The organism is Geodermatophilus tzadiensis, assembly GCF_003002915.1.
Classification (GTDB): domain Bacteria; phylum Actinomycetota; class Actinomycetes; order Mycobacteriales; family Geodermatophilaceae; genus Geodermatophilus; species Geodermatophilus tzadiensis.
The window spans coordinates 120,390-140,041 of the sequence record NZ_PVTG01000014.1 but is presented as its reverse complement, the minus strand read 5'-3'; the positions used below and the strand labels follow the sequence as shown (position 1 = coordinate 140,041).

Here is a 19,652-nt window from a genome sequence, read left to right as displayed (position 1 = left end):
CGCCGCGATCTGGCACAACCGGGCCACCGGCCAGCCGATCACCCGATCCCTGATCGCCTACGACCATTGACCGGACTTCGGACTTACTCGTCTAGGTTCGGGGCATGCCCCTGCCCACCCGCGCCGAGGTCGTCGTCGTCGGCGCCGGTCTCGCCGGGTTGTCGGTGGCCACCCGGCTGGTCGACGCCGGCCGGGACGTGCACGTGCTGGAGGCAGCCGCGCACGCAGGCGGCCGGCTGGCCACCGAGCGCGTCGACGGGTTCGTCGTCGACCGCGGCTTCCAGGTGTTCAACACCGGCTACCCCCGCGCGGCCGATCTCGACCTGCCCGCCCTCGACTTCGGCTGGTTCACGCCGGGCGCGGTGGTGTGGGACGGCGGGCGCGCCCACCGGGTCGTCGACCCGCGCCGCCGCCCCACTGCGGCGCTGGACACGCTGCGCTCGCCGCTGGGCCCGCTGCCCCGCAAGGTGGCCGTCGCCGCGTTCTCGGCGCGGGCGGCGTACACGCCGGTGTCGCGGCTGCTGGCCACCTCCGAGACCAGCGCCGACGAGCGCCTGGCACGGGCCCGCGTCGGGGCCGCGGCCCGGGAGCGGTTCTTCGGCCCCTTCCTCGCCGGCGTGCTGCTCGAGGACCGGCTGGAGACCTCCAGCCGCTACCTCGACCTGCTGTGGCGCAGCTTCGCCCGCGGCGCCACGGGCCTGCCGGCCCGCGGCATCCAGGCCATCGGGGCGCAGCTGGCCGGGCGGGTGGGCGCGGAGCGGCTGCACCACGGCGTCCGGGTCGGTGAGGTGTCGGGGACGGCGGTCACCAGCGACGCCGGGCGCGTGCGGGCCGACGCCGTCGTCGTGGCCACCGACCCGGCCACCGCGGCCGAGCTGGTGCCCGCCGTGCAGGCCAGCGCCCCGCGACAGGTGACCACCCACTACCACGTGCTGCCGGCCAGCCCGTGGCCCGATCCGCTCATCGTCCTCGGCACCCCGGGCGGGCAGCTGGTCAACAGCGTGGTGCTCACCGACGCCCAGCCCGCCTACGGCCCCGACGGCCGGGCGCTGGTGGCGAGCAACTCGCTCGCCCCGACCCGGGAGGCCGACGTGCGGGAGGAGGTGGCGCGGCTGCACGGCGTCGCGGTCGCCGACCTCGAGCACCTGACCACCGTCACGGTGACCGGCGCCCAACCGGCCGCGCTCCCCCCGCTGCAGCTGCGCCGCCCGGTCGACCTCGGCGGCGGCCTGTTCGTGTGCGGTGACCACCGCGACACCCCGTCGATCCAGGGGGCCATGGCCAGCGGCCGGCGCACCGCCGCGGCCGTGCTGCGGTCGCTGCGGCCGGGCACCCCGCCAGGAGCCGCCTGATGCCCGCGACCACACCGACGATCCTCGCCACCAGCATGGGCTTCGACTCCCGCGGCCGCGGCCCCTACGACTGGGCGCCCGGGCCGGTCTTCGACCTCGCCCTCGAGCTGGCCGGGGCGCCCGAGCAGCCCCGGCTCTGCTACCTCGGCACCGCGACCGGCGACGACCCGGTCCGGGTGGCCGGGGTGTACGGGGCCTTCGCCGGCAGCGCGGTGCGGGTCAGCCACCTCAGCCTGTTCCCGATGCCGACCGTGCCCGACCTGCGGGCGCACCTGCTGGCGCAGGACGTCGTCTGGGTCGGCGGCGGCAGCGTGGCCAACCTGCTGGCGGTCTGGCGGGTGCACGGCCTGGACGAGGTGCTGGCCGAGTGCTGGCGGGCCGGCGTCGTGCTGGGCGGGGTGTCGGCGGGATCGCTGTGCTGGCACGTCGGGGGGACCACCGACTCCTACGGGCCCGACCTGCGGCCGGTCACCAACGGCCTCGGCCTGATCCCGACGTCCAACGGCGTGCACTACGACTCCGAGGAGCAGCGCCGCCCGCTCTACCAGCGGCTGGTCGCCGACGGCACCCTCCCGGCCGGGCACGCCACCGACGACGGCGTCGGGCTGGTCTACCGCGGCACCACGCTGGTCGAGGCGGTCGCCGACCGGCCGGGCAGGGCGGCCTACCGGGTCGAGCGCGGACCCGACGGCACCGCGGTGGAGACCCGGATCGAGCCGCGCCGGCTGCGCTGAGCGCGGGCATAGGCTGGGGACGAGCCGCGTGGGCGAGGTCCGCCGGCGGGAGAGCAGCGCGCCGGCCGCCGAGACGGCGGGCGCGACCGAGGAGGATGGCGTGAGCGAGCTGCGGGTCGTGCGGGCCGGCACCGTCCCCTACGAGCAGGCGTGGGAGCGCCAGCGCGAGGTCCACGCCGCGCGCGTGGCCGGCGAGGGCCCCGACACCCTGTTCCTGCTCGAGCACCCGTCGGTCTACACCGCCGGCCGGCGCACCGAGCCGCACGAGCGGCCGCTCGACGGCACCGCGGTCATCGACGTCGACCGCGGCGGGAAGATCACCTGGCACGGGCCCGGGCAGCTGGTCGGCTACCCGATCGTCGCGCTGCCCGACCCGGTCGACGTCGTCGCGCACGTCCGCCGGCTGGAGGACGCGTTGATGGCGGTCTGCGCCGGCCTGGGCGTGCCGACGCAGCGGGTCGAGGGCCGCAGCGGCGTGTGGGTGGCCGCCGACGCGCCGGGCCCCGACAGCCGGTTCCGTCCCGAGCGCAAGATCGCCGCGATCGGCGTCCGGGTCGCCCGCGGGGTCACCATGCACGGCTTCGCGCTCAACTGCGACCCCGACCTGGCGGCCTTCGGCGCGATCGTGCCCTGCGGCATCGTCGACGCCGGGGTCACCTCGCTGAGCGCCGAGCTGGGCCGGGACGTACCCGTCGCCGAGGTGGTCGACGCGGTGGAGGACGCCGTGCGACGCGTCCTCACGCTCGCCCCGGCCGCCTGACCGTGGCCGGGCTGCCGCGGAGCACCTACGTCAGCCTGACCACGTTCCGCCGCACGGGGCAGCCGGTGGCCACGCCGGTGTGGGCCGCCCCCGACGGCGAGAGCCTCGTCGTCTGGACCCGCGCCGACTCCGGCAAGGTCAAACGGCTGCGGCACACCAGCCGGGTCACCGTCGCCCCGTGCGACATCCGTGGCCGGGTGCGCGGCCCCGCGGTGGAGGCGACCGCCGGCTTCGTCGACCGGGCCGAGTGGCCGCAGGCCCTCGCCGCCCTGCGACGGGCCTACGGCCTGCGCTTCCGGCTCGGCCACGCGGGCTCGCGGCTGTGGTCCCGGCTCACCCGGCCGGGCGCCGAACGGCACGAGCTGATCCGCATCCGCCCCGCCTGAGCAGGAGCCCAGGCGGGACGGACGGGGTCCTCCCTCAGGCGACGACGAAGTTGACCAGCCGCCCCGGGACGGCGACCACCCGGCGCACCGTCTTCCCCGCCAGCTGCCCGGCGACCCGCTCGTCGGCCCGCGCCGCCTCCTCCAGCGCCGCGGCGTCGGCGTCGGCCGGCACGCTCACCTGCGCCCGCACCTTGCCGTTGACCTGGACGGCGACCTCCACGGTGTCCTCGACCAGCCACCGCTCGTCGGCCACCGGGAACCCGGCCCAGGCGACCGAGGAGTCGTGGCCCAGCCGCGCCCACAGCTCCTCCCCCAGGTGCGGGGCCAGCGGCGACACCAGCAGCACCAGCGGCTCGGCCACCGAGCGCGGCACCGGCCGGTCGGCGCCGTAGGCCGCGGTCAGCGCGTTGGTCAGCTCGGCGATGCGGGCGATGGCCACGTTGAACCGCAGCGTGGCCATGCCGTCCCGGACGCCGGCGATCGCCCGGTGCAGCGCCCGCAGCACGTCGTCCGAGGGCGTGCCGTCGTCGGCCCGGACCGCGCCGGTCTGCTCGTCGACGACCACCCGCCAGATCCGCTGCAGCAGGCGCTGCGAGCCGACGACGGCCTTGGTGTCCCACGGCCGCGACTGCTCCAGCGGCCCGGTCGACATCTCGTACACCCGGAAGGTGTCGGCGCCGTACGCGCCGATCATCTCGTCGGGCGTCACCATGTTCTTCAGGCTCTTGCCGATCTTGCCGTACTCCCGGTTGACCGGCTTGCCCTCGTAGAGGAACCGCCCGTCCTCCTCGACCACGTCGGCGGCCGGCACGTAGAAGCCGCGCTCGTCGGTGTAGGCGTAGGCGGAGATGTAGCCCTGGTTGACCAGCCGCCGGAACGGCTCCTCGCTGGACACGTAGCCCAGGTCGTGCAGCACCTTGTGCCAGAAGCGGGCGTACAGCAGGTGCAGCACGGCGTGCTCCATGCCGCCCACGTACAGGTCGACGCCGCCGACGTCGCCCGGCGTGCGCGGGCCCAGCCAGTAGCGCTCCAGCTCCGGGTCGACCATCTGGTCGTCGTCGGTCGGGTCCAGGTAGCGCAGGTAGTACCAGCACGAGCCCGCCCAGTTGGGCATCGTGTTGGTCTCGCGGCGGTAGGTCCGCAGACCGTCGCCCAGGTCCAGCTCCACCGTCGTCCACTCGTCGACCCGCGACAGCGGCGGCTCCGGCGCGGACTCCGCGTCGTCGTCGGCGAAGGTCTTCGGCGAGTAGTCGTCGACCTCGGGCAGCAGCACCGGCAGCAGCGACTCCGGCACCGCCCGCGGCAGGCCGGCGTCGTCCCCGTCGACGGCGTAGACGACCGGGAACGGCTCGCCCCAGTAGCGCTGCCGGCTGAACAGCCAGTCGCGCAGCTTGTAGGTGGTCGTCGCCTCGCCGTGCCCGGAGGCCACCAGCCACTCGGTCATCCGCGCGATCGCCGCCGCCTTGTCGGTCAGCCCGTCCAGCGACACCCGCTCGTTCGACGAGTTCACCATCGGGCCGCTGCCGGTGTAGGCGCCGCCCTCGAAGTCCTCCGGCGGCTGCACCGTGCGGACCACGGGCAGCCCGAACGCCTCGGCGAACTCCCAGTCGCGGGTGTCCTCGCCGGGCACCGCCATGATCGCGCCGGTGCCGTAGCCGGTCAGCACGTAGTCGGCGATGAACACCGGCAGCTCGCGGCCGGTGACCGGGTTGACGGCGGTGACGCCCAGCCACACGCCGGTCTTCTCGCGCGCCTCGTTCTGCCGGTCCAGCTCCGAGCGGCGGGAGGCCTGCCGCTGGTACGCGCGCACCGCCTCGGCGGGGGTGGCCGCCCCACCGGTCCACCGCGGGTCGGTGCCGTCGGGCCAGGCCGCGGCGGTCAGCGTCTCCACCAGCGGGTGCTCCGGCGCCAGCACCATGTAGGTGGCGCCGAACAGGGTGTCCGGCCGGGTGGTGAAGACCTCGATCGTCTCGCCGTCGCAGGCGAACCGGATCCGGGCGCCGGTCGAGCGACCGATCCAGTTGCGCTGCATCTGCTTGACCGAGTCCGACCAGTCCAGCCGGTCCAGGTCGGCCAGCAGGCGCTCGGCGTAGGCGGTGATCCGCATCATCCACTGGGTCAGCGGGCGCCGGAACACCGGGAAGTTGCCCCGCTCGGACCGGCCGTCGGGGGTGACCTCCTCGTTGGACAGCACCGTGCCCAGGCCCGGGCACCAGTTGACCGGGGCCTCGTGCAGGTAGGCCAGCCGGTGCGCGTCGACGACCTTGCGCTTGTCGACGTCGGGCAGCTCCGCCCACGGCCGCCCCGTCGGGTTGGTGCCCGGCGCGGGCTCGCGCGTGCCGGCGTCCAGCTCGGCGACCAGCTCCTCCACCGGCCGGGCGCGGCCGGCCTCCTCGTCGAACCAGGAGCCGAAGATCTTCAGGAAGATCCACTGCGTCCACCGGTAGTAACCCGGGTCGATGGTGGCGAAGGTGCGGCGCTCGTCGTGGTCGACGCCCAGCCGGCGCAGCTGCGCGCGGATCGCGGCGATGTTGGCCTCGGTGGTGATCCGCGGGTGCTGCCCGGTCTGGACGGCGTACTGCTCGGCGGGCAGGCCGAAGGCGTCGTAGCCCATCGGGTGCAGCACGTTGCGGCCGTCCATCCGCAGGAACCGGCTGGTCACGTCGGTGCCCAGGTAGCCCAGCGGGTGCCCGACGTGCAGCCCGGCGCCCGAGGGGTACGGGAACATGTCCATCAGGAAGGCCTTGGGCCGGTCGGCGACCCGCTCGAAGCCCGCCGACAGCCGCCCGGTCGGGTTGGGCGTGTGGAAGGTGCCCTCCCGCTCCCAGCGGTCCTGCCACTCCAGCTCGATCCGCTGGGCGAGCGCCGGCGTGTAGCGGTGCGGCGGGACGCCCTCGCCGGCCGGGTCGGTGGCGGGCTGGCTGACCGTCTGGCTCATGGTCGCGGTTCTCCTCGGCGGTCGTGCGGCGGGCAGAAAAAAACCCCTCGCGCAGGAGGGGTCGCCGTGCTGTCTGCGTCGGTCAGATCAGCACGGCCGGCGAAGGAGCAGCTGCCCGTTCACGCGCGCGAGCCTACTCCGCCGGGCACGGGGGTCGCGCGCGGATCCGAGCGGCCGCGCACCCCACCCGGCAGGGTGAACGGGCGGCGCACCGGGCTGTAGTCCCCGCCAGGCCCTGCCGAGACCGATCGTGTGGCACCGAACGCGGAGAGAGGACCCGACCGCCGCGGCTCCCGCCGGACGCTGGGCCTGACCGGTCTCGTCCTGGCGCTGTTCGCCACCGGGGTCGGGCCGCGCCCGGACGGCGAGGCCTGGGCCGTGGCCTACGACCTGGTCCTCTACAACCTGGTCTGCCTCCTGGCCGCCGTCGTGTGCGTCCTGGCCGCCCGCCGCAACCGCGCCGAGCGCCTGGCCTGGACGAGCCTGGCCCTCGCCCTGGTGCTCAACACGGCGGGCAACCTCGTCTACACCCTGGTCGTCGCCCGGATGGCGGTCGAGCCCTTCCCGTCGGTGGCCGACGTCCTCTACCTGTCGTACTTCGCACCGGTCTACGTGGCGCTCATCGCGCTGATCCGCAGCCGGGTGCAGCGCTTCCACGCCAGCATGTGGCTCGACGGCGGGATCGGTGCCCTCGGTGCCACGGCCGTGGCCGTCGCGGTGCTGCTGGAGCCGGCCCTGCGCCTGACCGAGGGCAGCCTCGCCGCCGTCGTCACGAACCTCGCCTACCCGGTCGCCGACGTCGTGCTGCTCGCCGTCCTCGCCGCCGTCTCGGCCATCCTGGGTGTGCGCCGCGACCCCGCGCTGCTGCTGCTCGGTGCCGGCATCGTGGCCAACCTGGTCGGTGACATCGTCTACCTCGACCTGGCCACCGCCGGGGACTACGTCGAGGGTGGCCCGCTCGACCTGACCTGGCTCGCCGGCATGGTGCTCATGGCGGTGGCGGCGCACCGCAGCGACCAGGTGGCTCCCCCGGCGCGCGAGGCCGACACCCAGGTCGGCTGGCGGGTGCTGGCCGTGCCGCTGGTGTGCAACCTGGCCAGCCTCTTCGTGCTCGGCCTGGGCTGGGGCGACCGCATGTCCCCGTGGGCGGCGTGGGCCGCGATCGGGTGCGTCCTGGCCGCGCTGGCCCGGACGGCGGTCACCTTCCGCGAGGTCCGCACCATCCGCGAGGTCAAGCTGGAGGCCCGCACCGACGAGCTGACCGGCCTGCCGAACCGGCGCGCGCTGCTGGAGACCGCGCGCCAGGTCGTCGCCGCGGCCACCACCACCCGGCCCGCGGCCCTGCTGCTGCTCGACCTCGACGGCTTCAAGGAGGTCAACGACAGCCTCGGCCACGGCGCCGGCGACGAGCTGCTGCGCCAGGTCGGGCCGCGGCTGGCCTCCGCGCTGCGGCCCGGCGAGGTGCTGGCCCGCCTGGGCGGCGACGAGTTCGCCGTCCTCCTGCCCGGCACGGACCTCGAGACGGCGGCCGAGCGGGCCGCCGTCGTCGAGGGACTGCTGCGCCAGCCGTTCCCGGTCGGCGGCATCCGGCTGCACGTCGGCGTCAGCATCGGCGTGTCCACCGCCCCGGTGCCCGCCGACGACGTCCAGGAGCTGCTGCGCTGCGCCGACGTGGCGATGTACGCGGCGAAGTCCGGCCGCACCGGCGTCCAGGTGTACGTGCCCGACCCCGGCAGCGACTCCGGTGACCGGCTGCGCACCATGGAGGAGCTGCGCACCGCGCTGGTCGAGGACGAGCTGATCGTGCACCTGCAGCCGCAGGTCGCGATGGACGACGGCCGTCCGGTCGGCGTGGAGGCCCTGCTGCGCTGGCAGCACCCCACGCGCGGGCTGCTCAGCCCCGCGTTCGTGCTGCCCGCCGCCGAGCAGGCCGGGCTGCTGCGCCCGCTCACCGACGCGGTGCTCGACCGGTCGCTGGACGCGGTCGCGCTGTGGTGGGCCGAGCACCGGGTGCCGGTCTCGGTCAACCTGTCGGCGGCCAACGTCGCCGACCTCGACCTGCCGGCCAAGGTGGCCGCCGCCCTCGACCGCCGGGGGCTGCCGCCGCAGGCGCTGACCCTGGAGCTGGTCGAGGACACCCTCATGGTCGACCCCGAGCGCGGCCGCCGGGTGCTCGGCGAGCTGCGCCGGCTCGGCGTGCGCACGTCCATCGACGACTACGGCACCGGTTACAGCTCGCTGGCCTACCTCCGGCACCTACCCGCCGACGAGCTCAAGCTCGACCGCAGCCTCACCGCCGACGTCGACCGCGACGAGCGGGCCGCGGCGATCGTGCGGCACACCGCCGCGCTGGCGCACGACCTGGGGCTGAGCCTGGTCGCCGAGGGTGTGGAGGACCTCGCCACCGGACGGCGCCTGGCCGACCTCGGCTGCGACGTCGCACAGGGCTACGCCATCGCCCGGCCGATGCCCGTCGCCGACTTCGTGGGCTGGCTGGCCGGTACGCGCACGGCCGGGTCCGGCCGCCGCGGGTGACCGCCGCGGGCGCGCTCCCCGGGGGTGTGCCCGCCGGCAGGACCGGGCAGGATGGCCGGAGTCGATCAACCCGGAGGTCCATCCCGTGTCCCGTAGTCAAACCCGCGGCCAGGTCATCGGGGCCGAGCTCCAGGAGGGCTTCAGCCACCTGGGCGCCGCCGTGACCGAGGCGTCGTGGGCTGCCGCCGAGCAGCTCGTCCCGCGCGTCGAGGCGGCCCGTGACGCGGCCGGTCCCGCGCTCGACGCCGCCCGCGAGGTCGTCGTCCCCAAGGTCGCCGCCGCCGTCGCCGTCGCTGCCCCGGCGGTCGCCTCCGCCCGGGAGGCGCTCTCGCCGCGGGTGGAGACCGCCCGCGACGCGGCCGGCCCGGTGCTGGAGATGGCCCGCGAACGGGTCGACGCCGCCGTCGAGGCCCTGACCCCGCGCCTGGAGGCCGCTCGCGTCGCCGCCGGACCCGCCGTCACCTCCGCGCTCACCGCGGCGGGTGCCGCCGCCGCCCGGGCCGCCGCCGACCTGGTCCCGCACGTGGAGAACGCCTCGGCGGCCACCCGCAGGGCCCTCACCACCGAGGTCGCCCCGCGCGTCGTGGCCGCCCGCGCCGCGGTCGGGCCCGCACTGGAGAACGCCCGCGGCACCCTGGCCGCCGGTGTCGAGTCCGCCCTCGGCGAGCTCGAGCACCGCCGCGCCGACCTCGTCGCTGCCACCACGAAGGCGACGGCCGACCTGCGCACGAAGTCCGCGAGGACGGGTAGGGACACCAGGAGGAAGGCGGCGCGGACGGCCGCGCGGACGAGGCGGAGGACCGGGCTGGCCCCCGCGCCGCGCCGCTGGCCGTGGGTCGTCGCCGCCCTCGTCGCCGGGACGGTGGCCTTCGTGCTGCTGCGCCGGAAGAAGGCGGACCCGTGGACGCCGGCCCCCGCCGGGGACGGGCCCGTGCCCAGCTACCGAGAGGACCCCGTGCCCAGTTCCCCGAGCAACGACAACGCCGGCAAGACCGTCTCCAGCGCCCAGTGGGAGGCCGGTGACTCCGCGCCCAACGAGTCCGACATGGGCATCCGCGACGCGCAGAACGTCGGCGGCGACGCCAACAGCGGCGCCACCGACCCGACCGAGACCGCTCCCGAGCCGTACACCAGCGGGGGCGGCGCCCAGGACGCGGGCCCGACCGCCGGCCCGCCCGGAGCCGGCCAGGCCTGAGCCGCGCCGAGAGCTCTCCCACACCGCCCCCGCTGCCCCTCGAGGCCGCGGGGGCGGTGTGCGTCCGGGGGTACCGTGCAGGTCATGAGCGAGACGGCGGTCCCCACTCCCCCCGCGAAGGTCGAGCCCGCCGGACGCAAGCTGCTGCGCCTGGAGGTCCGCAACAGCCAGGTCCCCATCGAGCGCAAGCCCGACTGGATCAAGACCCGGCTCAGGACCGGCCCGGAGTACACCGAGCTCAAGTCGCTGGTGCGCCGGGAGGGCCTGCACACCGTCTGCGAAGAGGCCGGCTGCCCCAACATCTACGAGTGCTGGGAGGACCGGGAGGCCACCTTCCTCATCGGTGGCGACCAGTGCACCCGGCGCTGCGACTTCTGCCAGATCGACACCGGCAAGCCGGCCGACTTCGACGCCGACGAGCCCCGCCGCGTGGCCGAGAGCGTGGCCGCGATGCAGCTGCGCTACGCCACCGTCACGGGGGTCGCCCGCGACGACCTGCCCGACGGCGGGGCCTGGCTCTACGCCGAGACCGTGCGGCAGATCCACGCCGCCGTCCCCGGCTGCGGCGTGGAGCTGCTCATCCCCGACTTCAACGCCGACCCCGCCCAGCTTGCCGAGGTGTTCTCCTCGCGGCCGGAGGTGCTGGCGCACAACGTCGAGACCGTGCCGCGGATCTTCAAGCGGATCCGGCCGGGCTTCCGCTTCGAGCGCTCGCTCGCGGTGATCACCGCCGCGCGGGAGGCCGGGCTGGTGACCAAGTCCAACCTCATCCTCGGCATGGGTGAGGAGCCGCACGAGGTCGTGGAGACGATGCGCGCCCTGCACGAGGCCGGGTGCGACCTGCTCACCATCACCCAGTACCTGCGGCCCTCGCCGCGGCACCACCCCGTCGTCCGCTGGGTGAAGCCCGACGAGTTCGTCGGCTTCCAGCAGCAGGCCGAGGAGATCGGCTTCCCGGGCGTGCTCGCCGGGCCGCTGGTGCGCAGCTCCTACCGGGCCGGGCGGCTCTACCAGCAGGCCGTCGAGGCCCGCGGTCTCGCTCCTCGGGGCTGATCTCCCGCCGCGCCGACCGGACCCGCTCGCGCGCGCCCCTATCCTGGGGACATGGCACGCAGCAAGCCCACAGACTCCCCCGCCCCCGCCGGCAAGGCGGGGCGCGGCCCCGCCGCGGGGCGCGGCCGGTCCTCGGGCGCTGCCGCCGGGGCCACGGCCGCCTCCGCGAAGGGGCGGACCGACAAGGGCACGAGCGGCAAGGGCAAGGCCGGCGCGGACGGCCAGCCCAAGGTCGGCCGCCTGAAGAAGGTCGGCAACCAGGTCCGCATGATCAAGCAGGCCTACTCGCTGACGCGGAAGAACGACCCCAGGCTGCCCTGGCTGATGCTCATCGCCTTCGTGGTGGTGGCCGGCGTCGTGGAGCTGCTGGCGATCCTCTTCGGTGCGCCGTTCCTGCTCCTGCCGCTGGCGATCGTCCTGGGCGTCATGGCCGCGATGATCGTCTTCGGCCGCCGCGCGCAGGGGTCCGCTTATCGCCAGGTGGAGGGCCAGCCGGGTGCGGCCGCCTGGGTGCTGGAGGGCATGCGCGGCGACTGGCGGGTCACCGCGGGCGTCGCGGGCACCACCCAGCTCGACAGCGTGCACCACGTGCTCGGCCGCCCCGGGATCATCCTGGTCGGCGAGGGCTCGCCCGCGCGGGTCCGCGGCCTGATCGCCCAGGAGAAGAAGAAGATCGCTCGCGTCGTCGGCGACACCCCCATCTACGACGTCCTGGTGGGCGACGAGGAGGGGCAGGTGCCCCTGCGCAAGCTCTCCACCCACGTCATGAAGCTGCCGCGCAACCTCTCGGCCGCCGAGGTCAACAGCCTCGGCCGGCGGATGTCCGCGCTCGGCGGACCGAAGATGCCCGTCCCCGGCGGCCCGCTGCCCGGCGGCCGGCAGATGTCGGTCAGCGCCCGGCAGGTCCGCCGCCGCTGAGAGAGGCACAGGAGGCTCTCCCCACGTCCGGGCACCGCCGCACGTGGGGAGAGCCTCCCGTGCCGGGCTACAGCCGGTCGAAGGGCGCCGCGTAGCGGAAGGTGCCGCGCTGCTCGGGGCCGTCGAGGCGGCGGGCCTGGAAGTGCGCGCCCCACGCCGGGTCGGGCGGGGCGAGGCCGAGGTCGGTCGCCGTCCGGAAGCCGAAGCGCCCGTAGTAGGCGGGCGACCCGAGCAGCGCGACGAGGCGCTCCCCCGCCGCCTCGGCGACGGCGAGCAGCGCGTGCACCAGCACCGTGCCCGTCCCGCGGCGCTGGGCCTCGGGCCGGACGCCGAGCGGCCCCAGCCCGAGCGCGGGCGCGCCGAGCGGCTCGATCCACCCGCGGGTCGCCAGCACGTGCCCGACGACGTCGTCGCCGTCCACGGCCACCAGGGACAGGTGCGGGAGGAAGCCGGCGTCCTCGCGGAGCTCCCCGACCAGCCGGGCCTCCACCGGGGTCGGGAAGGCCGCCCGGTGCAGGTCGCCGACGGCGCGGTGGTCGACCGGCCGCTCCCGCCTCACGACCATCGTGCGGGGTCCCGCCGCGAGCCTGCGAGCGGTGGGGGGCACGGTGGTCCTTCAGCGCTCGCGGACGACGGCGGTGTCGGTGAGGCGGTCGTGCAGCCCGCGGCCGTCGGCGTCGACCACCAGCGCCGGGACCAGCAGCATGAGCAGCCCGGTGCGCACGACGGCCCGCCACGGCGCCAGCCGCGCCGCGGGCCGGTCGTGCGCCAGCCGCAGGCCGAGCAGCCGCATGCCCGGCGTCTGCCCGACGGCGACGAGGGACACGACGTAGACGACGGCGAAGGACAGCAGGCTCCAGTTGCCCGGCAGGTCCGGCGCGGTGAACAGGCCCGCGACGACCGCCGACAGGACCGCGTCGACGAGGAAGGCGAGCACGCGGGTGCCGAAGGAGGCCAGCGAGCCGGGCCCGTCGGACGGGAGCCCCAGGGACGCGCCGCGGCGGCGGCCCTGGGAGGGTGGCTGCACGTCCCCGACCATGTCCACCAGCGTAGGAGAAGGACCCTCCTGCCCCCCCACCACTCGCAGGCTCGCGGCGGGGCCCTGCAGGAGGCCGTTCCAGCACGTCACCACGGCCGACGCCGACACGCCGGGGCCGTTGTTACCGCCCCGAAACAGACGGGACACCGCGGGGCAACCCCCCGCTCGTAGCTTGGCCGACGGCTGTCCGCCCACTCCCGGAGGATCGATGTTCACCAGTCCCGACGAGGTCGCCGCCTACATCCGCGACAACGACGTCGAGTTCGTCGACGTCCGCTTCTGCGACCTGCCCGGCGTCATGCAGCACTTCACGATCCCCGCGTCGACGTTCGGCGAGGACACGTTCTCCGACGGCCTCGGCTTCGACGGCTCGTCGATCCGCGGCTTCCAGGCCATCAACGAGTCCGACATGCTGCTGCTGCCCGACGCGAACAGCGCGTTCGTGGACCCGTTCCGCAAGCACAAGACGCTCAACGTCAACTTCTTCATCCACGACCCGATCACGCGGGAGGCCTACAGCCGCGACCCGCGCAACGTGGCGAAGAAGGCCGAGGCCTACCTGGCCAGCAGCGGCATCGCCGACACCGCCTACTTCGGCCCCGAGGCGGAGTTCTACGTCTTCGACTCGATCCGGTACGACACCGGCATCAACGAGGCCTTCTACCACATCGACTCGGTCGAGGGCTCCTGGAACTCCGGTTCCCCGACCGGCGAGAACGGCGTCGGCCCCAACCGCGGCTACAAGGCGCGGATGAAGGGCGGCTACTTCCCGGTCGAGCCCTACGACCAGCAGAGCGACCTGCGCGCCGACATGATGAAGAACCTCATCGGCGTCGGCCTCGAGCTCGAGCGTGGTCACCACGAGGTGGGCACCGGCGGCCAGGCCGAGATCAACTACAAGTTCGACACGCTGCTGCGGTCGGCCGACAGCCTCATGCTGTTCAAGTACGTCATCAAGAACACCGCCTGGGCGCACGGCAAGACCGCCACCTTCATGCCCAAGCCGCTGTTCGGCGACAACGGCTCGGGCATGCACTGCCACCAGAGCCTCTGGCGGGACGGCGAGCCGCTCTTCCACGCCGAGACCGGCTACGCGGGCCTGTCCGACACCGCCCGCCACTACATCGGCGGCCTGCTGGCCCACGCCCCGTCGCTGCTGGCCTTCACCAACCCGACGGTGAACAGCTACCACCGCCTGGTGCCCGGCTACGAGGCGCCGATCAACCTCGTGTACTCGGCCCGCAACCGCTCGGCCTGCTGCCGCATCCCGATCTCCGGCGACAGCCCCAAGGCCAAGCGCATCGAGTTCCGCGTGCCCGACCCGTCGGCCAACCCCTACCTCGCCTTCTCGGCGATGCTGATGGCCGGCCTCGACGGCATCAAGAACAAGATCGAGCCGCCGGCGCCGGTGGACAAGGACCTCTACGAGCTGCCGCCCGAGGAGGCCCTGGGCATCGAGAAGGTGCCGGCCTCGCTGGACGCCGTCCTCGACCGGCTCGAGGTCGACCACGACTACCTGATCGACGGCGGGGTGTTCACCCCCGACCTGATCGAGACGTGGATCGAGTACAAGCGGGAGAACGAGATCGACCCGATCCGCCTCCGGCCGCACCCGCACGAGTTCGCGATGTACTACGACATCTGAGTTCCCCGAGGCGCTGAACAGGGCATCCCTGAGAGGCGCCGGCAGTCCCCGACGAGTCCTCACGGGCCGCCAGCGCAGCAGCAACGGCGGCCCGTGCGGACTCGTCGCTGTCTGGTCAGAGGTGCCCGGGGTGTCGAGCGCCGTCGTGGCGCCGCCGTGCCGGAGTCGGTGCTGCACGACCTCGACGTCGAGCCCGCTGCCGATGAGCAGCGACGCCGGCCCGCCAGCGGCGAGGCCTCGAGTGGTCCGTCGCTCGTCTGAGGACGGGACGCCAGCGGCCGCCGGGGCGAACCGTTCGCTCGGGGTGTGACGTGGTCAGTGGCCGGTGTCGGTGGCGGTCGGGATCCCGGCCAGTGTGAGGACCTGCTGGGCGACGCTGCCTGGACGGCAGCGGACGCGGGCGCTGACCCCTGCCTGCCCCGCGTGCTGCAGGCCGAGCCGGAGGGCGCTGATCGCGGTGCTGGAGAGGACCGTGACGTCGTCGAGATCGATGGCAAGGTCCGGCGCTCCCGGGATCGTGCCCAGGGCCAGGTGCGACTCGAGCTCCTGCAGCATCGCCGCGTCGATGGGTCCCCGCACCCGCAGGACGTTGCCGTCGCCGTGCTCCTCGAGGTACACGTCCGCGAGGCCGGGCGGGGTCGCCGGAGGACGCGGGACGCTGTTGCGGGACGGCTTCCACGGGCGGTGGTGGACGGTGACCTCGGTGCCGTGCTCGTGGTGGATCGACACGGCGGCCGACAACTGCCGGACGAGCGCCAGCCCGATGCCGAGGCCCTGGACCGATCGAGCCGGGGGCCGCCACGGCCCGCGGTCGCTGACCGTGAGCGTGAGGTCGCCGCTGGGGGCGAGGTCAGCGCTCACCGTGACCGGGCCACCCCTGCCGCCGTACGCGTGCTCGACGGCGTTCTCGACCAGCTCGGTGAGGATCTGGTCGAGCTCGGACAGCGCCCGCTCGTCGACCTGGCCCGGCCGGAACCAGGCGCGCAGCGACGCGCGGACGCCGGCGACGTCGCCCGGGCCGACGACGCGCTCGAGGCGGAACGGCTCCAGCACCGGCACGCGCTGCAGGGCCAGCAGGGTGACGTCGTCGGTCGCGCCGGTCTCCCGGGTGAGGCGCTCGAGCACCTGCACGGTCGCGCGGTCGACCGCCGCCGGGAGGCTGAAGGCGGGCAGCAGCTCGTCGGCGACGGCCGCGGTGGCGGTCCGGAGGAGCTCGACGACCCCGCGGGTGGCCGGCACGCCGGGACGTTCGACGATCCCGTCGCTGTAGAGCAGGAGCACGCCGTCGTCCAGCCGCCCGGTGAGGGCGCGGCGGTCCCCGGCCTCGCCGAGCGGCCCCTCCCCGCTCGGCTCCAGGTAGCCGGTGCCGCCGGCGAGCAGCGGCGGCGGGTGGCCGGCGAGGCAGTAGCGGAGCGCGCCGCTGGGCAGATCGACGGTGAGGACGCAGACGGTGCTGCCGGAGCCGCCGGGCACGACCTGGACGAAGCGGTCCAGGGCAGCCACGACCTCGGCGACCTCGGCGCCGGCGTGCAGGCGTTCGAGGGCGACCGCCCGCAGCTGCGCCATGACCGCCGAGGCGTCCACGCCGTGGCCGACGACGTCGCCGACCACGGCGGCGACGGTCCGGTCGTCGAGCGAGAGGACGTCGAACCAGTCCCCGCCGGCCGCCTGCTCGGCGCCGCCGATGGCGTAGCCGGCGGCGACGTCGAGGGCCGGGAGCACCGGCAGCCGCCCCGGCAGCAGCGCGCGCTGCACCTCGTCGATGACGTCGGTGGCCCGCCGGTAGCGGCGGCTCAGCTCGGCCGCCGCCGCGGTGTCGGCCTCCTCGCGACGGACGGCGGCGGTGATGTCGCGGCCGACGCCGAGGACCCCGACGACCTCCCCGTGCCGGTCCCGGAACGGCCCCACCTCGAAGTCGAGGACGATCTCCTCCTCGTGCCCGTGCGGCGTCACCACGGCCAGGCGGATCCGGTCGAGCATCGCCCGCTCGCCCGCGTAGGCGCGGTCGAAGATCTCGATGACCCCCTGCCCCGCGATGCCGACGAGGAAGTCGGCGGCGCGCATGCCGATCGGGTCGAAGCCGCCCAGGACCCGGAGGAACTCGGCGTTGAGGGCCACGACCCGGTGCTCAGGACCCTCGTAGACGATGGCGTACCAGGGCAGCTGGTGCAGCGCGGCCGACCGCACGCGGTCGCTGCCGACGCCGGCCTCGACGGGGAGCTCAGACTCCTGCACGCCACCCCCTGCGCAGGGCCACACCGCCGGGACGGAGGACGAGGCGCAGCGGTCGGCGCCCAGGGCCGCGAACTCCAGCCCGCGCCGATCCCGACCATGCCGGCTGGACGGGTTCCCGGCGCGGCGGCCGGGCTTCCCTGGCCGACGTGACGACGCGTCCCCGAGGCGCGCAGCTCACCCACCAGACTGTGCCCGCAGGACCGAAGGCCCGCAAACACACGCCCAACGGCCACCGACACGCCTCAAGGAGCCCGAGCGGGTCCGCACCTGGCGGGCACCGGCCACCCCGGCGCTCGACGGGGGCGAGGGGTGGCCGGTCGTGCTCCCAGGAGGCCGCTTCTACTTGAACCGTTCCACGTCCTGCCGATGGTGTCTTCGTCGGGCCGGCTCCGCGTCCGGTGACGCTCGCAGCCGGAGCCTCCGGTCCAGCGAGCACCGTTGACAGCCAGCACGTCGAGGGAACCCCATGCACCAGCAGATCAACCGCACCCTGGCGACCATCGCCCTCGTCCTCAGCATCGTGATCATTGTTGCTGCCATCGTGGGCGGGATCTCCACATACCGGCACCTGAGTGGGCTGAGCGACACGCTCGGCGATCTCGGAACCGACAGTTCGACCGTCGATCCGGTCGTGCCCGAGCTGGTCGAGCCCGGCGACCCCGGCTATGAGCCCTTCTGCTACGTGACGGAGTTGGGCGAGGAGATCTGCGAGTGAGAGGTGGGCCCACTGACCGACGGTGGCAGGAGGGGGTTCAGGGACGATCGCCGCTGAACGTTGTGCTGCGGGTCCCGATGAAGCGCGGATGTCTCCCTGTGCCACCGACGCGATCGGCGCGGGTCAGCGAGCACGTCCGTCGATGTCCGATCCGGGTTGAGGGTCCCGGGGAGGTCCGCGACGTCGACGACCGCTGATCCCCGATACGGCACGAGGGCCGGTGACCTGCACACCCAGGTCACCGGCCCTTCTCGGGGCCTGCGACCGGTGCGCTGCCAGAGGCTCGACCGAATATCTATCGACAATCAATGATTTCTCGCCGAGGATCGATGTATGGTCGCGACGTGAGAGCCGCCCTCGTCGTCACCGCCGTACTCGTCCTCGTCGTCGTGGGAGTCACCGGCGTGGTGCTCGGCGAAGCGGACGACTCCCCCGGCCTCCAGGGCCTCGGGGTCCTCCTGGCTGTGAGCGCGATCGCGCTGGGTGTGCGAGCCGCCCGCCGCGCGAGGTAGCCGCGGACTGCCCACGGGAGGGGCTCACCGGGCTCCGCCTCGTCGCCACCGACCAGGACCGGCAGCACGCGGACGGGGCGGAGGTCGCCGGCACCGGCGTCCTCACCGTCGGCTCCCGCCGTCCGCGCGGACCGAGACGGTGCAGGCGACCCGCCCCGCACCACCCCGCGAGGCCACCGCGGCCGCGAGGACGCCGAGGTCGTTGGCGGCCAGGTGCAGCAGCGCCGGCGCCAGCAGGCTCCCGCTGCGCTGCCGCAGCGAGGCGAACAGCAGGGCGGCGCCGGCCGTGCCGAGACAGGCGGTGGTGACCGCGGCGGCCCGCCGCACCGGGTCGACGGCCAGGCCGTTGACCGCCAGGCCCTGCAGGGTGGGCGCCACGTGCCAGACGCCGAAGAGCGCCGAGGCCACCGCGGCCGCCTCCCGCCGCGGCAGCACGCGGCGCAGCACCGGCGGGAGGACGCCGCGGAAGGCGACCTCCTCCCACAGCACGGTGCCGACGGGGATGCGGACGAGCACCCGGGCGACCAGCTCCCGCCCGCTCAGCCCCGCGACGCGCGCGTCGGCGAGCAGCGGCCGGCAGGCGGGCACCGCCAGCCCGGCGGCGTAGCCGGCCGCGACCAGCGCGGCGCAGGCACCGCCCCAGCGGGCACCGGCGGGCAGCCGCCCCGGCCGCAGGCCGAGCTCGTCCCAGGGGATCCCCGAGGTCCGCGCCGCGGTCAGCAGGGCGGCGGTGGCGGCGGCGTTCACCGGCGCGTAGGCGCGCTCGGGCAGCCGGGGCACGACCAGGTCGTTCCACGCGCCGAGCAGCACGACCAGGCCGGTGGCCCGGCGGACGTCGGCGCGGGTCGGCACCGGTCCCCTCCGAGCCGGGTCGCCTACCTGTCGGGGCGCTGCACGGACTCGACGATGCCGGCGGCGATGTCGCGGAGCTTGCGGTTGTAGCGCATCGACGCCTCCCGCAGGATCTCGAACGCCCGCTCGGCGTCCACCCGGTGCTGCGCCATGAGCACGCCCTTGGCCTGCTCGATGACCGCCCGCGACTGCATGGCCAGGCGCAGCTGGGCCGCCTCGTCGCCGAGCCGGGCGTGCTCGTGGGCGTTGGCGACGGCCACCGCGACCACCTCGGCCATGGTCGCCGCCGCGTCGAGCACCTCGTCGGAGGCGAAGGCGCCCGGCTGCGTCGAGTAGGTGTTCAGCGCGCCGATCACCGCACCCTGGAAGGGCAGCGGCAGGGACAGTGAGCTGCGCACCCCGACCTCGGTGACCCGCGCGGCGTAGTCGGGCCAGCGCTGCTCGGAGCCCATGTCGTCCACCCGCAGCACCACCCCGCCCCGGCCGGCGTCGAGGCAGGGGCCGTGGCCGCGTTCGTACTCCAGCTCCTCGGCGTGGAGGGCCATCTCTCCCGAGTAGGCGGCGGTCGAGGCGGTGTCACCCCGCAGCAAGGTGACCGAGGCCGCCTCCGCGCCCGGGATCCCGCGTTCGCCGGCCTGCACGATGTCGGTGAGGACGTCGCCGACCGGCCTGCCCACCTGGGTGATCCGGGCGAGGTCCCGCAGCAGTTCCTCCATCGCCGCATCCTGTCACCGCGCGGACGGGACCGTCCCCGGACGACGGCGGGCCGGGGCCTCCGCGGAG

Annotated in this window: 17 protein-coding genes; 11 read left to right on the top strand and 6 right to left on the bottom strand. The window is 74.8% G+C overall.

Translation table 11 applies throughout. The features are described 5' to 3' along the window. Positions 1-104: 104 nt before the first annotated feature. From LY71_RS17540 to LY71_RS17525, 4 genes are all read left to right on the top strand, one after another. On the top strand, positions 105-1,352 hold the full coding sequence (locus LY71_RS17540; protein WP_106279979.1) for an NAD(P)/FAD-dependent oxidoreductase: 1,248 nt from the start codon (positions 105-107) through the stop codon (positions 1,350-1,352). Next, positions 1,352-2,086 carry a Type 1 glutamine amidotransferase-like domain-containing protein gene (locus LY71_RS17535; protein ID WP_106279977.1) on the top strand — a complete coding sequence of 245 codons (735 nt, stop codon included), beginning with the start codon at positions 1,352-1,354 and terminating at the stop codon, positions 2,084-2,086. Before LY71_RS17540 ends, LY71_RS17535 begins: the two co-directional genes overlap by 1 nt. A gap of 100 nt (positions 2,087-2,186) precedes the next feature. Continuing rightward, a complete protein-coding gene (gene lipB, locus LY71_RS17530; protein WP_106280025.1) occupies positions 2,187-2,846 on the top strand; it encodes a lipoyl(octanoyl) transferase LipB in 660 nt (219 codons plus the stop codon). Positions 2,847-2,848: 2 nt separating this feature from the next. Next, entirely contained in the window at positions 2,849-3,232 is a 384-nt protein-coding gene (locus tag LY71_RS17525; protein ID WP_211297401.1) for a PPOX class F420-dependent oxidoreductase, read from the top strand. A 34-nt stretch (positions 3,233-3,266) separates the two neighbouring features. Here the strand turns inward: LY71_RS17525 and leuS are convergent, their stop codons facing one another. Next, positions 3,267-6,170, bottom strand: coding sequence for a leucine--tRNA ligase (gene leuS, locus LY71_RS17520; RefSeq protein WP_106279975.1), 2,904 nt, complete (start codon positions 6,168-6,170; stop codon positions 3,267-3,269). A 252-nt stretch (positions 6,171-6,422) separates the two neighbouring features. On the opposite strand from leuS, the gene LY71_RS17515 reads away from it, so the two are divergent. From LY71_RS17515 to LY71_RS17500, 4 genes are all read left to right on the top strand, one after another. After that, positions 6,423-8,705: a putative bifunctional diguanylate cyclase/phosphodiesterase gene (locus LY71_RS17515; RefSeq protein WP_106279973.1), complete on the top strand. Its 2,283-nt coding sequence runs from the start codon at positions 6,423-6,425 to the stop codon at positions 8,703-8,705. A gap of 85 nt (positions 8,706-8,790) precedes the next feature. Beyond that, positions 8,791-9,900: a hypothetical protein gene (locus tag LY71_RS17510; protein WP_146146173.1), complete on the top strand. Its 1,110-nt coding sequence runs from the start codon at positions 8,791-8,793 to the stop codon at positions 9,898-9,900. Between the two features lie 84 nt (positions 9,901-9,984). Continuing rightward, on the top strand, positions 9,985-10,953 hold the full coding sequence (gene lipA / locus LY71_RS17505; protein ID WP_106280021.1) for a lipoyl synthase: 969 nt from the start codon (positions 9,985-9,987) through the stop codon (positions 10,951-10,953). Between the two features lie 51 nt (positions 10,954-11,004). Then, entirely contained in the window at positions 11,005-11,871 is an 867-nt protein-coding gene (locus tag LY71_RS17500; RefSeq protein WP_106279969.1) for a DUF4191 domain-containing protein, read from the top strand. Between the two features lie 67 nt (positions 11,872-11,938). Here the strand turns inward: LY71_RS17500 and LY71_RS17495 are convergent, their stop codons facing one another. Further along, positions 11,939-12,430 (bottom strand): GNAT family N-acetyltransferase, encoded by a 492-nt coding sequence (locus tag LY71_RS17495; protein WP_211297400.1) that lies wholly within the window; start codon positions 12,428-12,430, stop codon positions 11,939-11,941. A gap of 57 nt (positions 12,431-12,487) precedes the next feature. After that, complete coding sequence (locus LY71_RS17490; RefSeq protein ID WP_106280019.1) at positions 12,488-12,910, bottom strand: RDD family protein; 423 nt, start codon at positions 12,908-12,910, stop codon at positions 12,488-12,490. Between the two features lie 208 nt (positions 12,911-13,118). Here LY71_RS17490 and glnA point away from each other — a divergent pair, with 208 nt between their 5' ends. Further along, positions 13,119-14,555, top strand: a complete 1,437-nt coding sequence (glnA, locus tag LY71_RS17485) for a type I glutamate--ammonia ligase (protein WP_106279965.1) — start codon at positions 13,119-13,121, stop codon at positions 14,553-14,555. Between the two features lie 315 nt (positions 14,556-14,870). Here glnA and LY71_RS17475 read toward each other — a convergent pair whose 3' ends face one another. Beyond that, entirely contained in the window at positions 14,871-16,790 is a 1,920-nt protein-coding gene (locus tag LY71_RS17475) for a SpoIIE family protein phosphatase (protein ID WP_146146172.1), read from the bottom strand. Positions 16,791-17,256: 466 nt separating this feature from the next. Here LY71_RS17475 and LY71_RS17470 point away from each other — a divergent pair, with 466 nt between their 5' ends. After that, positions 17,257-17,505 carry a hypothetical protein gene (locus LY71_RS17470; protein ID WP_106279961.1) on the top strand — a complete coding sequence of 83 codons (249 nt, stop codon included), beginning with the start codon at positions 17,257-17,259 and terminating at the stop codon, positions 17,503-17,505. A 344-nt stretch (positions 17,506-17,849) separates the two neighbouring features. Next, entirely contained in the window at positions 17,850-18,017 is a 168-nt protein-coding gene (locus tag LY71_RS17465; protein ID WP_211297399.1) for a hypothetical protein, read from the top strand. A gap of 102 nt (positions 18,018-18,119) precedes the next feature. Here LY71_RS17465 and LY71_RS17460 read toward each other — a convergent pair whose 3' ends face one another. Both LY71_RS17460 and LY71_RS17455 read right to left on the bottom strand, forming a co-directional pair. After that, complete coding sequence (locus LY71_RS17460) at positions 18,120-18,869, bottom strand: CPBP family intramembrane glutamic endopeptidase (RefSeq protein WP_245887992.1); 750 nt, start codon at positions 18,867-18,869, stop codon at positions 18,120-18,122. Positions 18,870-18,892: 23 nt separating this feature from the next. After that, positions 18,893-19,585 (bottom strand): GAF and ANTAR domain-containing protein, encoded by a 693-nt coding sequence (locus LY71_RS17455; protein WP_106279957.1) that lies wholly within the window; start codon positions 19,583-19,585, stop codon positions 18,893-18,895. Between the last annotated feature and the right edge of the window lie 67 nt (positions 19,586-19,652).

Bases quoted from the DNA above. Each gene is read 5' to 3' on its own strand.
- LY71_RS17540 (WP_106279979.1), top strand. From the start codon at position 105: ATGCCCCTGCCCACCCGCGCCGAGGTCGTCGTCGTCGGCGCCGGTCTC.
- LY71_RS17535 (WP_106279977.1), top strand. From the start codon at position 1,352: ATGCCCGCGACCACACCGACGATCCTCGCCACCAGCATGGGCTTCGAC.
- leuS (WP_106279975.1), bottom strand. From the start codon at position 6,170: ATGAGCCAGACGGTCAGCCAGCCCGCCACCGACCCGGCCGGCGAGGGC.
- lipA (WP_106280021.1), top strand. From the start codon at position 9,985: ATGAGCGAGACGGCGGTCCCCACTCCCCCCGCGAAGGTCGAGCCCGCC.
- LY71_RS17500 (WP_106279969.1), top strand. From the start codon at position 11,005: ATGGCACGCAGCAAGCCCACAGACTCCCCCGCCCCCGCCGGCAAGGCG.
- LY71_RS17490 (WP_106280019.1), bottom strand. From the start codon at position 12,910: ATGGTCGGGGACGTGCAGCCACCCTCCCAGGGCCGCCGCCGCGGCGCG.
- glnA (WP_106279965.1), top strand. From the start codon at position 13,119: ATGTTCACCAGTCCCGACGAGGTCGCCGCCTACATCCGCGACAACGAC.
- LY71_RS17470 (WP_106279961.1), top strand. From the start codon at position 17,257: ATGCACCAGCAGATCAACCGCACCCTGGCGACCATCGCCCTCGTCCTC.
- LY71_RS17455 (WP_106279957.1), bottom strand. From the start codon at position 19,585: ATGGAGGAACTGCTGCGGGACCTCGCCCGGATCACCCAGGTGGGCAGG.